Annotated in this window: 7 protein-coding genes and 1 pseudogene; 7 read left to right on the forward strand and 1 reads right to left on the reverse strand. The window is 47.7% G+C overall.

Annotated features, from left to right (window positions below; all coding sequences use genetic code 11):
• Positions 1 to 7 precede the first annotated feature (7 nt).
• A complete protein-coding gene (locus DESMER_RS06475) occupies positions 8 to 1,150 on the reverse strand; it encodes an acyltransferase family protein (RefSeq protein WP_014902268.1) in 1,143 nt (380 codons plus the stop codon).
• Between the two features lie 189 nt (positions 1,151 to 1,339).
• On the opposite strand from DESMER_RS06475, the gene DESMER_RS23730 reads away from it, so the two are divergent.
• The 7 genes and pseudogenes from DESMER_RS23730 (at position 1,340) to DESMER_RS06505 (ending at position 17,236) form a co-directional block, all read left to right on the forward strand.
• Positions 1,340 to 1,477 carry a hypothetical protein gene (locus DESMER_RS23730; protein WP_158405958.1) on the forward strand — a complete coding sequence of 46 codons (138 nt, stop codon included), beginning with the start codon at positions 1,340 to 1,342 and terminating at the stop codon, positions 1,475 to 1,477.
• Between the two features lie 130 nt (positions 1,478 to 1,607).
• A pseudogene (locus tag DESMER_RS24895) lies at positions 1,608 to 3,034 on the forward strand (IS1182 family transposase).
• Positions 3,035 to 3,210: 176 nt separating this feature from the next.
• Positions 3,211 to 5,868 carry a winged helix-turn-helix domain-containing protein gene (locus DESMER_RS06485; protein WP_014902269.1) on the forward strand — a complete coding sequence of 886 codons (2,658 nt, stop codon included), beginning with the start codon at positions 3,211 to 3,213 and terminating at the stop codon, positions 5,866 to 5,868.
• A 163-nt stretch (positions 5,869 to 6,031) separates the two neighbouring features.
• A complete protein-coding gene (locus tag DESMER_RS06490; RefSeq protein ID WP_014902270.1) occupies positions 6,032 to 6,667 on the forward strand; it encodes a GNAT family N-acetyltransferase in 636 nt (211 codons plus the stop codon).
• A 310-nt stretch (positions 6,668 to 6,977) separates the two neighbouring features.
• Positions 6,978 to 10,031, forward strand: a complete 3,054-nt coding sequence (locus tag DESMER_RS06495; RefSeq protein ID WP_042333457.1) for a hybrid sensor histidine kinase/response regulator — start codon at positions 6,978 to 6,980, stop codon at positions 10,029 to 10,031.
• A 75-nt stretch (positions 10,032 to 10,106) separates the two neighbouring features.
• Positions 10,107 to 10,961: a response regulator gene (locus DESMER_RS06500; protein ID WP_014902272.1), complete on the forward strand. Its 855-nt coding sequence runs from the start codon at positions 10,107 to 10,109 to the stop codon at positions 10,959 to 10,961.
• A 197-nt stretch (positions 10,962 to 11,158) separates the two neighbouring features.
• Positions 11,159 to 17,236: an InlB B-repeat-containing protein gene (locus tag DESMER_RS06505; protein ID WP_014902273.1), complete on the forward strand. Its 6,078-nt coding sequence runs from the start codon at positions 11,159 to 11,161 to the stop codon at positions 17,234 to 17,236.
• The last annotated feature ends 48 nt before the right edge of the window (positions 17,237 to 17,284 follow it).

Below are 17,284 nucleotides of genomic sequence, written 5' to 3' on the forward strand. Positions count from 1 at the left end.
TATAACTTTACATTACCTTTTTTAACAAGGGAATTCTTCTCACAATAAAGTAGGTGAAGGCAAAGCAAACTGGTATGCAAATCAGAGAAAGCAGCGCAAATTTAAGAATAGGCAGCCAGGCCAGTGGTTTAATTAATTGTGCGGCGGCAATGATAATTGGGGGATGAAAGACGTAGACTGCAAAGGAATTGTCTGCTAAAATCTTAACCAGCTTGGTTTGGTGATTGAATTTTTCCTTAAAAAGAGTAAGTAGTCCGATTGACATTGAAACTGCTACAAAAGACTCCCATAAGGCGTAGGCTGCAGCCTGCCAGGAAAGTCCGCCGTTAAAACTTTGATCACCATGAATTGCGCCGCCGAGAATCATAATTGCGAGCCAGACGATTGTTCCGGGTATTAGTCCGAAAAATAACCACATTTTCCCGGACTTAGGATCAAGCTTGGAGAAAAGATTATTTCTGTAGGCCAGCATACCCACGATAAAAAGAATTACATACTGAGAGAAATGGCAAAGCTGCATTCCTAAGATACTGGTTCCAATGGGTTGTATCAATCTGATAAGAAAGGCACAAAGGGATATGATTAAAATTAGAATAATTTCGTGCTTAAACTTAGGTTTTAATTCTTCTCTAGAAGTGTTTTGACCTTTCCCAGAAACACGGACAAGACCATAAATTACCGAGAATATTAAGAGGGCAAAGGCAAACCACATCGGCCCGGAATTTCTGATAAATTGTAGGTTGCCTAGGTAATGAAAATAATAGGAAATAAAACTCGGTTTCGGTCTGGCCCAATTAAGATCCAATTGGACATATAAAATAAAAGGAGTTATCGCCAGCATATAGATGAGTGTCGGAATGCCAAGACGGATGAAACGATCTCTGACATATTTGGAAAATCCTTTGCGATCATAAGCTCCGGGAATAAAAAAACCGGAAAGCAAAAATAAAAGACCCATGAAATATCCCTGGGTAAATGATTGATAAAAGCCAAATATAACTGTTGAAATTAGACCTACGGGCTTTCCCTCTGTTACATACCAGCTGCCAAAGCCACTGTAAGTTCCTGAGAGATGCATGATAATGACTAGCATTATCACTAATAATCGCAAGTTATCAATATATAGAAACCGCTTCCCAGTCGCCTCCATTCTATAGCCTCCTTCTTTATCTTGTTAAATTCTTCACTATTGAGTCTAACATCCTTGACAGAATTTCCACTTCTTGGGTTATTATAGGCACATACGAGATAAAAGGCAATTTCAAATCTCGTTAAGTTCAATTTTTAGTAACCAATAATCCTTTTTACTCCTCAATGGCTAGGAGTTGTGTTTGACACCTTGGAAACTTTTAAATTTAATGATGGAAGTTATACTCTGGTCTTTGCCGGGGGATCGGGGGATGAATTCACCCATCCTGATTTTCCGGGTTTGGACTTGGATCTGGACAGGGTATTTTTTCGACCCAGAGGCGGGTGACATAGTGAGGACTAAAACGGCCGATGTTAATTGGTCGTTTTGTTTTAGGGTAAATTCGTCAGTGCGGGTCTGTTGACAAAGTAAACAGTATTACCCACCGAAATGGTATAATGTAGTAGGGTGATGTTTGATGATGACTGAGCAAAAGAAAAAGCAAAACCGGATGCTTTGCGTACTTATGGAAGACCTTGTCCCGAAAGGGCATTTTCTAAGGAAACTGGACGCGGCGATCGATTTCAGTTTTGTCTATGAAATCATGAGGCCGTTGTACAGCGATCTTGGAAGACCGTCAATTGATCCGGTCGTTTTGGTGAAGATGCTTTTAATTGGCTACTTGTACGGGATAGATTCCGAACGGAAGCTTGAGGAAGAAGTCACAGTTAACAACGCCTATCGCTGGTTTCTTGGCCTTGACTTAGAGGATAAAGTTCCGGATCACTCCATCTTCTCCCAGAACCGCCGACGTAGATTCAAAGACTCAGAGGTGTTTCAGGAGATATTTCATAAGGTCGTTAAAGAATGTGCCGAGGCAGGACTCATAGGCGGTGAATGTGTGGTCATGGATTCCACTCATATCAAGGCCAACGCCGCTAACGGCAACTCTGAAACGATGCTTCTCATGGAAGGGCCGGATGACTACTGGCAAAAGCTCAATGACGAACATGGTCAAAAGATCCGGCAAAAAAGAGAAGACGCCGACATGAGCGTAAAAATAAAAAAAAGTCCGTCTCCGATCCTGAAGCCGGATGGATGCATAGACACCCCAAGCCAGCAGGCTTTCACTATTTATGCCATCAAAGCTCGGACATCCAGTATGGTATCGTAACCGACGTGCATGTCACCCCTGGTGATGTGACAGACGCGCCCTATTGTGTTAAACGGATAGCATCTCAGAAGCAAAAACTAAAGATTGCCTACCGCTTTGCCGGATTGGACAGCGGCTATGATACAGTAGCAGTCCATCACGAGTTACATGAGCTTGGTATGAGGGGGTATATCCATCTGAATACCGGCCATAATGCCAATTGGCGCAAAGAAAGAGGGCTGTTTAGTATTGACGACTTCAACTATGATGCAATAAATGACCGTTATATCTGTCCAAACGGCTGCACGCTGCGTTATATCGGCGTGAGAAAAGTACGATATAGAGTCGGCAAAAACTACGTATCCCAGTCAAAAGACTGTAAATGCTGTGCCAAGAAAAGCCGCTGTATTACCGGAAAAGCCGGTTACAAGGAAGTCCGACGTGATTTTTATCAAGAGGATCAGGAACGTAACCACGCTTTAATCGGTACTGCCCTATACCGCTATGTGATGCGAAAGCGGCAGGTGATCTGTGAAGGGAATTTTGCTCTTCAAAAGCGATGTCACAATCTAAGGTTCACTCGCAAGCGAGGCATTGAGAAAGTTCGAGAGCAATGCCTCTTTTCGGCGATGGCACTGAACCTGAAACGATTGGTGAAATACGGGACAGCGCCGTTAAGGCCGGCTGTCTCGTCTCTATTTTATAGTCTGAATTATGCTCTGCAAATGAATCTCCCGTTAAGAACTTGTTGATAGGTATATAGATTTAAATTTATCCCAGTTTGTCAACAGACCCACGTGGGCGAATTTGACCTAGAGGAGGAAAAAAATTTACCCTTATCATAAGTCAGTGAAGGAAAAGCGGTTGTTGGTAAGAAATATTAGGATTGAAGGAATAATAAATTGAGAATGGTAAAGGGGCTACTTACTTGGCAAATCTATTGCTTAAAACCAAAATTCATGTGCCCAAACCCCGCCCGGGGTTAATTGGGCGGAAGAGGCTATTAGAGCGACTTGATGAAGGTCTTTTAACGGGCAGACCCTTTGCCTTGATCTCAGCCCCTGCGGGGTATGGAAAAACGACCTTGGTCACAAATTGGCTTGCGGGACTTGACCGGGCTAAAGCCTGGCTTTCCCTGGATGAACTGGACAATGACCCGGTGAGGTTTTTTTCTTATCTAATTGCCTCCTTGCAAACTATTGATTTGAAAATCGGACAAGAGACTACTCGGCTGTTGTCTGGATCGGGCCTGCTGCCGGTCTCCGCCGTGGCGGTTACCCTCCTCAATGAGATCCTGGCGGCTTCCCAGCCCTTTGTGCTTGTCTTGGATGATTTTCAGGAGATAAAGAACGAAACTATTTTCCAAGCGGTTCAGACTTTATTGGATCATCATCCCTACGGCTTGCATCTGGTAATGATAACCAGAGAAGACCCTGCACTCTCCCTGCCGCGTTTACGGGTACGCAACCAGCTGACCGAAATTCGTCTGAATGATCTGCGCTTTGATCTGGCGGAGTCCATGGACTTCTTCACAGCTTCTGCCGGTGTCAAGCTGAAAGATGAAGAAGTTGCAGCCCTTGAAGCTCGTACTGAAGGCTGGATTGCCGGCTTGCAACTGGCTGCGCTCTCCCTCAGGGGATTGGCTGCGGAACAGGCAGGCCAATTCATTAAGGGCTTTAGCGGTCATCACCGTTATATTATCGATTTTCTCATGGAAGAAGTTATTAAGCGTATTGATCCTCGTATACAGAACTTTCTCACCCGCACGGCAGTGGTGGATCGATTCAATGCGGAATTGGGAGATGTATTAACCGGTGAGAGTAACGCCAAAACCATCATTGCTCAGTTAGAACAGGCTAACTTGTTTCTGATTCCTTTGGACAGTGAAGGCCGCTGGTACAGGTATCATCACTTGTTTGCCCAGTTTCTCCGTACGGAGCTAAGGAAATCGGAACAAATCTGCCTTCAGCAGCAAGCGGCCCATTGGTTTGCCGACAATGGCCTAGGGGAAGAAGGCATCAAATATGCTCTGGCCGCTGGGAGTTACGATTTGGCCGGCGATTTACTAAGATCCCAAGCTGCTCAGGTATTTCAAAGGGGAGAAATGGTCACTCTTCTCGAATGGCTCAACTTGCTGCCGGCGGAACGGGTGGAGACTAATCAGGAATTTGTGGGTTACAAAGCATGGTCATTATTTCTACTAGGTAAAAGCGAAGAGGCAGTCCATTACTTACAAAGGACGGAAGGTATAAAACAGGAAGACAGTGACCCCCTGACGGCAGGAAGACTTCTGGCCCTGAGAGGTTGGATCGCTAATTACCGGGAAGACCCGCGGACCAAGGAAATTGCCTTATCGGCTATCGAGAAACTGGCTGGCTCAGACCCTTTTTTCCTGGAAATAGCGCTTCTGTCCCTAGGTCACGCCCAAAGGAAAAGTGACCCTATGCCGGAGTCCACCGCGACTCTGTACAGGGCTTATGACACTGCGCGCCGGGCCGGGCATATGTTTACCGGTCTGGGGGCTTTGCTGGATATCACTATGAATTTAGTGATTCAGGGTGAGCGCAGGGAGTCCATGAAACTGTGTAAGCTTGGTTTGCAGGAATATGCAGACAGTCAGGGCAAACCTTTGCCTATGGCAGAATTATTGTATATTCCCCTGGGAATTCTTCAGTACGAAGGCAACAACCTGGAGGAAGCCAGAGATTTGTTGGAACAGGGAATCAGGGCCAGCCGCCGCTTAGGCTTAAACAGAATATTGGGCGGTGATGCTGAACAGACCCTGGCCCTCATTTACTGGACTTTGGGGGAGATTCAGACTGCCTGGGATCTCCTGGAGGAAGCAAAGGCCAATACGGATGCCCAAGCTTTCCCGATTATTTGGGATAGATATAAGGCCTTTGAGGCACATCTATTATTAAAACAGGGAGATTTGACCGGGGCAACGAGCTGGCTGGAATCTTCAGGCTTAAGTTCGTCGGACAGCATCACCTCTTTTAAAGAAATACTCTATCTGGTTTTGGCCAGAATATTATTCAGAATAGGCCGCTTAGAGCAGGCCCTGGAGTTATTAAATAACCTCCGGCAGTTTGACCTGGCAAGAGGAAGAAAGGGCAGACTAGTTTATGTAAATGTTCTCTCCTCTGTAGTTTTACAGGCTTGGGGCCGCCAAGCGGAAGCAATCAGCTTGATGAAAGAAGCGGCAGACTTTGCGGCTTCGGAAGGATACATCCGTCCTTTTCTGGGGGAAGGATCAGAGGTCAGAGAACTATTGCTCGCTGTTCAGGTTGCCAAGCCGGAGTTCATTACCCCGCTCTTAGGGTATTTTAGCGATCAGCCCAAGCACTCAGACCCAAAGCCTATTTCCTCCTTACCTGCTTCGGTGATGATCGAGGCGTTGACCCAGCGTGAGTTGGAGGTTTTAAGGTTGGTGGCAGAGGGACTATCCAATGAAGAGATCGCCACCCAATTATATATCTCTCTGGGGACTGTGAAGTGGCATGTTAAAAACATCTTCGGCAAGCTGGGGGTGGGAAGCCGCACTCAGGCAGCAGCTCAGGCCCGGCGTTGGGGGATTTTAAGATAAGGTGATCTCTGATCATCTTTCCTTATTTTGCTGCTGCAATCAGGAATTTGCTGAGCAGATAGCGTAAACAAAAAGCACAGAAAATCGGTCTTGGTAAATTTAGCGGAGGACGCTTTCATAAATTTTTGTGCCTTGAAGCATAGCGAAAGGAATGGTACTTAAAATGATTAAGATTAGGAATGAAGAAGAAACAGATTATGAGAGAGTAGAAGAAATCACAAGGAAATCTTTTTGGAATTTATATATTCCGGGGTGCAATGAACATTATTTGGTTCATGTTATGCGATCTCACAAAGACTTTCTGGCGGAGTTGGATCTGGTGATTGAAGTTGATAATCAGATCATCGGGAATATCATGTATACGAAAACAAAACTAATTGATGAGTCTGGGGAAGAAAAAGACATCCTTACTTTCGGTCCAGTTTGCATTTTGCCAGAATATCAGAGAAAAGGGTATGGAAAAAAACTAATGGAGTATTCCTTTGAACAGGCGGCTGCACTTGATTATGATGTGATTGTGATATTTGGAAATCCGAATAATTATGTAAGCTGTGGTTTTAAGAGTTGCAAAAAGTACAATGTCTGTCTTGAAAATGGGACATATCCCGCGGCAATGATGGTAAAAGAACTCAAACCGGATGTCTTGGACGGAAGAAAATGGGTTTACTATCAAAGTCCTGTATTTGAGATAGATGAACAAGAAGCAAGGCGCTTTGACGAGAGTTTGGAAAGCCTGGAGAAAAAATACCAGCCAAGTCAGGAAGAGTTCTTTATTCACAGTCATTCTATTATACAGTGATTTTTTTGCTGGTCTAAGGGTAAGTGCTGCTCCGGCGAGAAGGAGGCCCCAGAAAGAAATCGTTATCGCCTGCCTGGGGGAAGCCATTGCCAAGGCCGTATTTGTAGCCCTTAGAGATCGAGGCAGCAGCAAAAGAAGGACAAGCCAATAAATTTGTCATCTGGGGCAGGAGTGGCTATTCCCGTAATCTGTTTTATGGCATAATAAAATAGAGATAAAGGTCATAATCCATCGAAAATACTAAGAAAATGAAAGAACCGGGACGGTGGTGCACCATCCCGCCAAGGCACGATATGGAGTTGATTTACGGATGAGAAAAATGCTGATGGCGCTTGTTGCAGTGAGTCTTGGCTGCTTTCTTTTGCTTTTTGGGCTCTTGCAAACCACGGATAAAAAAGCCCTCAAAGCGGAGCCGTCTCAGCAGGGCGTTCTGGATTTGAGGGATTGGGATGTTACCTCAGATCAGGTTGTTCCCCTGAACGGACAATGGGAATTTTACTGGAATCAGCTGCTGAAACCGGGAGAAGAACCTGCTTCAGCAGTAAATTTTATTCAAGTCCCCGGTTTCTGGCGAAAAACTATGGAAGCCAGGAATGACAATGCCAAAGGAGCCGCAACCTATCGCCTGACGATAAAACTTATGCCTTCGTCCAGGGTGTATGGGCTGAAAATTTCTAACATCCGGATGGCCAGCGCCATCTATGTGAATGGAGACAAGGTGGGGGGGAGCGGTCAGCCCGCCTTATCCCCAAAAGACTATCAAAGCGAGAATAAACCCTATAATGTCTTTTTTTCGGTGCAGGGAGATAGGGCGGAAATTATGATTCATGCCGCCGACTTTGAAAATACCCAGGGGGGAATTCCCTATAGTATTTATTTCGGAAGCGCTCAAGGCATTCATTCTTTAACCACCCATACGACCCTGCTCAATGTGAGTTTAATTGTATCTTTGCTGATGCTGGGGTGTTATCAGCTGGGTGTATTTATTATCCGCAGAGAGGAAAAAGGACTGCTCTATTTTGGCTTAAGCTGTATTATGATCGCCTGGTCTTTTGCCAGCAACGGGGACAGGATTCTGATTGAACATTTTAACTTGCCTACGGAAGTCTATTATAAGATCCAGGCCGTTTCCTTATACTCCTCCCTGATTCCCATGGCCCTGTTCATCAAAACCATGTGCCAAGAGCTGATCCCCCGTTGGTTTATTAAAAGCATCATTTATGTCATGGGTGCGTACAGTGGTTTAGTCCTGATCACCCCCTTCCAGTGGTATTCCAACTTCAACTTGTTCTTCAGCTGCTTTCAAATTGCGGCTTACATCATTAGCATAGGGCTGTTGGTCTATTCCTTTTGGCGGGGCAGGTACGGTGAATTCAATAAGAAAAGTATGGGGCTCTTTATCCTGGCCTTAGGCTGTTATCTTCTTTGCTTAATCGATTATGCCCTCTATCTGAGCAGTGTAGTTCCCGACTATAAAATAGGATATTATGCCATTTTGAGCTTCTGTTTTCTGGTTTCATTCATTATGTCCTACCAATTTTCAGAAGCTTATAAGACGATAGAAAGTATGGCGGCAGAGCTTCAGCAGGCTGACAAGCAGAAAGACGAGTTTTTGCTCCAGACCTCCCATGAGTTTCAAACGCCGCTGCATGGGATCATTAATTTGTCTCACTCCATGCTGGAGACTCAAGAAAAACTGAGCCCAGACCATATGCAGAATCTGACCTTGATCAGGGACACTTCCAGAAGGCTGTCAGCCTTGGTCCATGATATTCTGGACTTGGATAAGATTAATCGCAATGAGCTAACCGTTCATCCGGCACCGGTGGATGTCCGGGTGACCGTCTCCCTCGTCTTTGATTTGCTGAAGCATTTGACCCTGGCAAAAAAGATCAGGCTGGTCAATGCCGTGCCTGAGGATTTGCCTCTCGTCTACGCTGATGAGAACCGGCTGAAACAGATCATTCATAACCTGGTGGGCAATGCCATGAAGTTTACTGATGATGGTAGGATTGCGCTTTCCGCTCAGGTCCTGGAGAACCGGGTAAAAATCATGGTCGAGGATACGGGAGTGGGAATTGACTCATCCGAGTGGGAGACGGTTTTTCAGCGTTTCCAACAGGCTCACTCCCCCTACGAGTATGGCGGGACCGGCTTAGGGCTTTTCATTTGCCGGAGATTGCTACAGATGATGAACGGAGAGATTTATATCGATTGGTCCGAGCCGGAGCGGGGAACCCGGGTGGCGTTTACACTGCCGATGGCGGCGGCAGGTTCCGACCATGCCCCGGCCGCCCTCCGGCCCCTGGGTCAATTCGAACTGGATGAACTGCGGGGGATGGCGGAGCTGCCCCAGGGAGGCGGCCCGGGCCAATTTACCCTGCTGGCCGTTGATGACGATCCGGCTAATTTGCAGGTCATAGCCCGCTTATTCGCCAATGATCCGTATAATGTACTTTGGGCGACAAAGGGACGGGACGCCTTGGATCTGTTGAAAAACCGTCCGGATATCGATTTGGTCCTGCTGGATGCGATGATGCCCAGAATGTCGGGCTATGAGGTCTGCCGGGAGATCAGGCAGCAGTTTTCCCTGTTTGAATTGCCGGTTATCTTATTGACAGTCCGGCATTCTCCCGGGGATATCGCAGCAGGTTTTAAGGCCGGAGCGAATGATTTTATTATCAAGCCCTTTGACTCTTTGGAGGTAAAGGCCAGAACCGAAACCCTCCTGCACTTGAAGCGGTCGGTAAAAGCCGCTTTAAAGGCTGAAATGGATTTTCTCCAATCACAAATCAAGCCTCACTTTTTGTTTAATGCTTTAAATGCCATTATTAACTTATGCCGGACAGATGGGCTGCGGGCGGAGAAACTGATGACCCATTTGAGCTATTACTTAAGACGCTGCTTTGATCCCCGGACGGATAGCTTCTTGCTTTTAGAGAACGAACTCCTGCTGGTGGAAGCCTATGTAGAAATTGAAAAGGCCAGATTTGGAGACCGCCTCACGGTTTTGTACGATGTAGATCCCAATGCTTTGCAGAAGAAGATCCTGCCCCTGACCATCCAGCCTTTAGTGGAGAATGCCATCCGCCATGGGGTGATGAAGCAGGAGGAAGGAGGAACCGTTCGCCTGACTATTCGCTTGGAAGGAGATATGGTCCAGGTTGAGGTATGGGACAATGGAATCGGAATCAGTCCCCAGCAATTAGAGACTTTGCGGCACAGGGATAGTTCCTCTGCCCAGAGACAGGGAGTGGGTCTGGTCAATATCCGGCGCAGGTTGCTGCACTTCTGCACAGAAGAATTGAAGGTGACCAGTCAGGAAGGTGAAGGCACCAGAGTGCAGTTTCGCTTTCAAGGATGACCTTGCTACTGAACTTTTCCGGGCGCGCCAGGCCAATCTTATGAAAAAGAGTAACCCGGGGGTGAATAAGTAATTATGATACGGATTGTGGCCGTCGATGATGAAATGCATGTTCTGGAGCGATTCAGGGGAATTGTGGCGGAGTTTAAAGAGCTTGAGCTATGTGGGCAGTTTAACACGGGTAAACAATTATTAGCATATATAAAAGAGCATCCGGTAGATGCTGTTTTTCTGGATATTGAAATGCCGGGTGTTAACGGTCTTCAGCTTTCCGGGCAGATCCTGGATCTTAATGAGAATATCAACGTTGTTTTCGTCACTGCTTTTAATCAATATGCGGTTGAGGCTTTTGAATTACAGGCCATGGACTATATCATGAAGCCTTTAACCGAAGAACGGCTGGGTAAAACGGTAACTCGGCTTTTGAAAAGCAAAAAAGCGGTTCAGCATCAGGGCAAACCTTTTATTCAGTGCTTTGGGGACTTTGAAGTTTTCCAGGAGGGGAAGGCACTGGCCTGGAAAAACACCAAGGCCAAGGAAGTATTGGCCTTTTTGGTTCACAAAGAGGGTGTGCCGGTTGACTGGGAAAAGATCAGTGATGCGGTTTGGCCGGAATATAATTCAGAAAAAGCCCAGACGAATTTTCACGCGACAACCTATTTGCTGCGCAAAAAATTGACGGAGGCCGGACTGTCTCACATCCTGGAAAGCGGTCGGGGTAATTACCGGATTAACAAAGATCAGGTTATTTGTGATCTCTATCAACTGGAAGGGGCGGTCAGGGGCATACGGCACCCTGGCAATGAAGAGACTCGCTTGCTTGAGCAGTTGAAGCAAAGGGGTTATATGGAAGGGAGCGGCTATAGATGGGCCTATGCCAAAGCTGCTGAACTTGATGGAATATGTAAAAAGCTCTTGAGAATTTATTAATTTGAAAATATTTTTGGTTTAATTGTTTTATGTTTATATAAAAGGTCAAAAAACGTTGATTTATCAGGGTTTAAGCAAGTGCTCCCCAGGACTGATACAGTCCTGGGGAGCACTTTTCATTTAGGGTTCATTTAGGCAGGGGTGTCTAAGATAGAATTTATAAAAAAAAGCGCGAAGATTAGGGGAGGATTTAAAACGTGAGAGTGTTTAGAAAATCAGTAAGTCTATTGATGATTTTGGCATTGGCCTTGACCCTGTTTCCTTTAGGGAATAAAGCAGCACTGGCGGGTACGGCATCAGCTTTCCGGCCGTTTATTCCCGCTCAGCAATGGTTTTTTGAGTCCCCGAAAGCCGTAGCTGTTGACGGCAGCGATATTTACGTCGGTACTTCTGCCGGCGATATTAGTCCCTACCAGATCACCAAAGTAAGCTCCACCGGCGAGCTTCTGGAGTCCTGGGGAATTCAGGGCAGTGAAAATGGTCAAATTGATGAATTAACGGACATCGCTGTAGACGGGGACGGCAATGTCTATGTTGCGGATTCGGGCAATAACCGAGTTCAGAAGTTCAGTTCAGCCGGTGATTTCATCATGATGCTGGAGAGCAGCGGAAATGCTGAATACCCTATGTCTCCCAGAGGGGTTGCGGCGGACAGTGATGGAAACATCTATGTCACCTATGAAACCGATAATCGGGTTGAAAAGTTTGATTCGTCAGGGCAAGTGGACAGTGATTGGTGGAATCAGGCCGCTGGAGATTATCAATTCAGCCAGCCAACGGACATCGCTGTGGACAAGGACGGCAATGTTTATGTTGCGGATACCGACATGGGTCGAATCGTCCAATTTACTTCAGCCGGCGATCTTTTGCTGATGTTTGGCGAAGAAGATGAAGATGGAGAAGACCAGCTTATTGAGCCGATAGGTGTTGCGGTGGACAGCAGCGGAAATGTATATGCAGTGGATGCTCATACTAAGCAAATTCTGAAATTCAATGCTTCAGGCAATCTGCTATTGAACTGGGGAGGCGAAGGCCGGGATGATGACCAGTTTGACGATCCCTGCAGTATTGCGGTGGATAGTGGGGATCAGATTTATGTTGCGGATAGTGAGAACAACCGAATTCAAAAATTTGCTTCATCAGGCGACTTCCTGAAAAAATGGGGCAGGGGCGGCAGCGCTGACGGCGAATTTTCACTGCCCTTTGGAATCGCCAGGGACAGTGAGGGCAATATCTATGTTTCCGATACGACTAATAACCGGATCGAGAAATTTGATTCTACAGGTGCGTTTGTGACAACCTGGGGCAGCTTCGGCAAGGATAATCACCAGTTAGATATGCCCATGGGTATTGTGGTGGATCCAGACGACAATGTCTATGTTGCCGATATGAATAATAACAGAATTCAGAAGTTTGATGCTTCAGGCGGTTACTTAGCAACCATTGAGAGCTCGGAAGAAACGGACTTGAGCATCAATAAGCCAATGGGTTTGGCGGCGGATGGCAGCGGTATTTTTGTCACTGAGCTGATGAACCATCGGGTGCAAAAATTCGCTTCTTCAGGCGCTTCCCTGGGGACCCTGGGAGGGACCGATCCCGGTACCGGCCCCGGCGAGTTTGCCGCTCCCGGCAGTGTAGCTGTGGACAGTGCTGGCAATATCTATGTGCTTGATACCCAAAACAGCCGGGTCCAGAAGTTCAGGGAGTTTAGTGCTGAAGGTTTTGAGAGAGAGTGGGGGAGCTTTGGCAGCGAGGACGGCCAGTTTATAAACCCCAATGGCATTGCCGTGGACAGTGCGGGCAATGTCTATGTTTCCGATGGCGGTAACTATCGGATACAAAAGTTCAGTTCCTCAGGGGAATTCCTTGAAAAATGGGGCAGCCCTGGAGTTGATGCCGGCCAGTTTCTTATGCCAGGTTCTGTAATGGTTGACGGCAATAATAGCATTTATGTTGTGGACAGCGGCAACAACCGAATTCAAAAGCTGGGGGGAACGGCTCCAATCCGGTATAGGGTGACCTTCGACAGCAATGGCGGCAGTACCGTTGCAGCAATCGGTGATATTGCGGCCAATGGAACAGTAACCTTGCCCGCAGCGCCAACGAAGGCAGGCTTCACCTTTGCCGGCTGGTACACCGACAATGGAGCATTTGCCCATGGGTTTACCTCATCGACTCCGGTAACCGGAAATATAACGGTTTATGCAAAATGGACGGCGGTTCCGGCACCCAGCGGCTTTATACCGATCATTCCCAACGGACAATGGTTCTTTGACGTTCCAAGAGCTGCAGCGGTGGATAGCAGCAGCAATATCTATATTGTCGATTCCAATCGGCATCAGATCAAGAAATTAAGTTCGATGGGGGAAATTCTGGCCACATGGGGCAGCTATGGCAATGAAAATGGCCAGATGAATGTTCCGGGTCATATTGCCCTGGACAGTGAAGACAATGTCTATGTCGCTGATACGGGGAATAATCGGATACAAAAGTTCAGTTCCACAGGGGAATACTTGATGAAGTTTGGCAGCAGCGGCAGCGGTGAGGGACAATTTAGGAATCCCAAAAGTGTGACCGTGGACAGCGCCGGGAATATCTATGTTGCAGATACTACGAACAAGCGGATTCAAAAATTTGATTCCGATGGTGCTTTTATTCTGGAATGGGAGACTAGTCCGGCCAGTGGAGATTACCAGCTTAATCAGTTAACCGATATTGCGGTGGATATCCACGACTATGTCTATGTGGTTGATGCCAACGACCAACGGGTGCATAAATTTACCTCTGCCGGCGTTTATGTAGGGGCAATCGGGGGACCGGGCGGTACCGGCGACCCACTGAACCTTCCGCTGGGTTTGACCGTGGATCAAGAGGGATACATCTATGTTGCCGATGCACTTAACTACCAGATTCAAAAGTACAGTGCGGAAGGGGAGTTTCTGGCTAAGTGGGGAAGTCAGGGGGTGGGGAATGTTCAGTTTGGCGCCCCGCAAGATGTTGCGACAGACAGCAGCGGTAATGTTTATGTGGTGGATAGCGGGAATAAGCGGATTCAAAAATTTGACTCATCAGGCAGCTTCCTGAAGAAGTGGGGAAGCAACGGTTCGGATCAAGGGGAATTCAATCGTCCGCAAGGAATTGCTGTGGACAGTGAGGGCAATATCTATGTCGCGGACAGTAATAATCACAGGATTCAAAAATTCAATGCCGCGGGTGCGTTTATGACAACCTGGGGGAGCTTCGGCACTGAGCTGGGTCAGTTTAACTCGCCTAAGGGAATCGCCGTGGACAGTAACGGCAATGTTTACGTTGCCGACGTCGAAAACGATCGCGTTCAGAAGTTTGACTCGATGGGGGGAAATCCGCAAGGGTTTGGCAGCACCGGTACAGACGAAGGAGAATTTAAAAAGCCATCAGGAGTCGCGGTGGATAGTGACGGCAACATATATGTGGTTGAAGCCATGAATCATCGGATGCAGAAGTTCGATTCTGCATTCCAGCCCCAATATACGTGGGGGGGAACCGGTTACGGCAATGGTGATGGTCAGTTTAACAGCCCAAGTGGTGTAACCGTTGACAGCAGCGGCAATATCTATGTGCTTGATAACAATAACAATCGGGTGCAAAAGTTTGATGCCAATGGCGAATTTGTCTTAAAGTGGGGGAGTCCGGGAGCCGGTGACAGCCAGTTTTTATTCCCCCATGGAATTGCCGTAGACAGTGCCGGCAATGTTTATGTTGCAGACACCAGCGCCAATTGGATTAGAAAGTACACTCCTGAAGGTACTTTGTTGGCAAAATGGGGAACCCGCGGGAACAGTGCCGGTCAGTTTGACAATCCGTATGGCATAGCGGCGGATAGTGCCGGCAACGTTTATGTGGCCGATACCAATAACAATAGAATTCAAAAACTGGCACCCGCCTACACTGTGACCTTTGACAGCAACGGAGGCAGTCCGGTTGCAGCAATCAGCAATGTGACAGCCAACGCCACAGTAACCTTACCGGCAGCTCCAACCAAAGAAGGCTACACTTTTGCCGGCTGGTACACAGATAATGGAGTCTTCGCTCAGGCCTTTACGGCAGCGACACCGGTGACAGGCAATCTAACAGTCTATGCCAAGTGGACGGCGGCTTCGGCAACCCATACGGTGACTTTTGACAGCAACGGAGGCAGCCCGGTTGTAGCAATCAGCAATGTGACCGCTAACGCCACAGTAACCTTACCAGTGGCTCCAACCAAAGAAGGCTACACTTTTGCCGGCTGGTACACAGATAATGGAGTCTTCGCTCAGGCCTTTACGGCATCGACACCGGTGACAGGCAGTATAACAGTCTATGCCAAGTGGACGGCGGCTTCGGCAACCCATACGGTGACCTTCAACAGCAACGGCGGCAGTCCAGTTGCAGCAATCAGCAATGTGACAGCCAACGCCACAGTAACCTTACCGGCAGCTCCAACCAAAGAAGGCTACACTTTTGCCGGCTGGTACACAGATAATGGAGTCTTCGCTCAGGCCTTTACGGCATCGACTCCAGTGACAGCAGACCTGACAGTCTATGCGAAATGGACACGGAATTCATCGGGCGGTAACGATGGCGGCGGTGGCAGCGGCGGCTCCACCTCAACCCCCACCCCTGCCACTGTTACCGGAAACGTTAAAAATAGCAGTAACGGCAGCACCGTAGCCAATATAACCGCTGCGGTTACCCGGGACAGCAAAAACCGGCTGACCCTTACCATGCCGGCAGACCAGCTCGTCGTTGTCAAACAGCCCAATGGCACAACCACTCCCTTAATCGATGATGTGTCTAAGGTTTCAATTGTCGGCGAAAATGGGACTGCCCTCACCGTCTCGGCCAAGGGTACCCTTCAGGTCTCCGGCCTGGCACAGGGCACAGACCACACCTATACGATCAGTTATGATTTTGGGAAGGGCCAGAAAATTAACCTGGGCACTCTGGCCATAAAAATTGACAAAAAGGGCAATGTGTCGGAGCTTACCGTCACCTTGATTGACCCCTATGGCATTCTCACAGACGGAGCAACCGGCGAAGTGATTGCCGGAGCCCAGGTGACCCTTTACTATGCGGATACCGCCAGAAATAAAGCTGCAGACAAAACCCCGGGAGCCCTGGTGGAGCTTCCTGTTCTGAAAGATTTTGAGCCCAACAACAACAAAAATCCTCAGATCAGTGATGAGAACGGAGCCTATGGGTTCATGGTTTACCCCACCACGGATTACTACCTGGTGGCCGGCAAAGAGGGGTATGAAGAGTATAAGAGTCCCACCATCAGCGTAGAACAAGACCTCGTCAAATGGGATATTCAAATGATAAAAGCCAGCACAGGAGTCAACCGGTTAGCCGGCTTAAATCAAGTGGATACGGCCTTGGCAATTGCCCAAGCAACCTTCCCCGGGAAACTGAACCAGGTTGTCTTAGCCACTGCGGATAATTATCCGGATGCCTTAGCAGGAAGCGTTCTGGCCTACCAATTGAATGCGCCCATACTCTTAGTGGGAAGTCAAGAAGCTGACCAAGAGAAGGTCATGGAGTACCTTAATAACAGTTTAAATCTAACAGGAGAAGTCTATATCCTGGGAGGTACAGCGGTGGTCAGCAGGGATATGGAAGCCAAAATCCAGGCCGGGGGTTTCAGCCGTATCACCCGTCTCGCCGGAATAGACCGCTATGAAACGGCACTTAAAATCGCGGAGCACCTGGGAGTCAAGTCGGGAACCCCGGTTATCTTGGCCTATGGAGAAAGTTATCCGGATGCCCTGTCGGTCAGCAGTATCGCGGCAAGAATGCAGAGTCCGATTTTCCTGGTGCCCCAGGATGGGCTCAGCGGCGACATTAAGGAAGCCATCGCCAGGATTATGCCCTCCAAAGTCTATATTATCGGCGGCACAGCAGTGGTCAGCCCGGCGGTGGAAGCTCAGGCAGCAGAGCTTACTTCATTAGATAAAACAAAGATCGTGAGAATCGGAGGACAAGATGCCTATGAAACTTCTCTGGCCGTAGCAAACTACTTCAATGAATCGGGAAGCAGCCTTTGCCTAGCCACGGGCAACAACTTCCCTGATGCCTTAACGGGAAGTGTCTATGCCGCTAAGCACAATGCTCCTATTATTTTAGTGGATAGCAGTTTGTCAAACAGTTTTATCGAGTATATAAAGACCCGGAAGTTGAGGGGAATGACCTTATTCGGCGGTACGGCCGTGGTTAATACAGGCATTGAGGAACAGCTCAGGTCTTTGCTTGAGAAGTAGTCCTTCGAGAGCGTCGCCTCAGCTGGATTAAAGAGAGAATCCTTCTCA

The sequence above is a fragment of the Desulfosporosinus meridiei DSM 13257 genome (assembly GCF_000231385.2).
Lineage (GTDB): Bacteria > Bacillota > Desulfitobacteriia > Desulfitobacteriales > Desulfitobacteriaceae > Desulfosporosinus > Desulfosporosinus meridiei.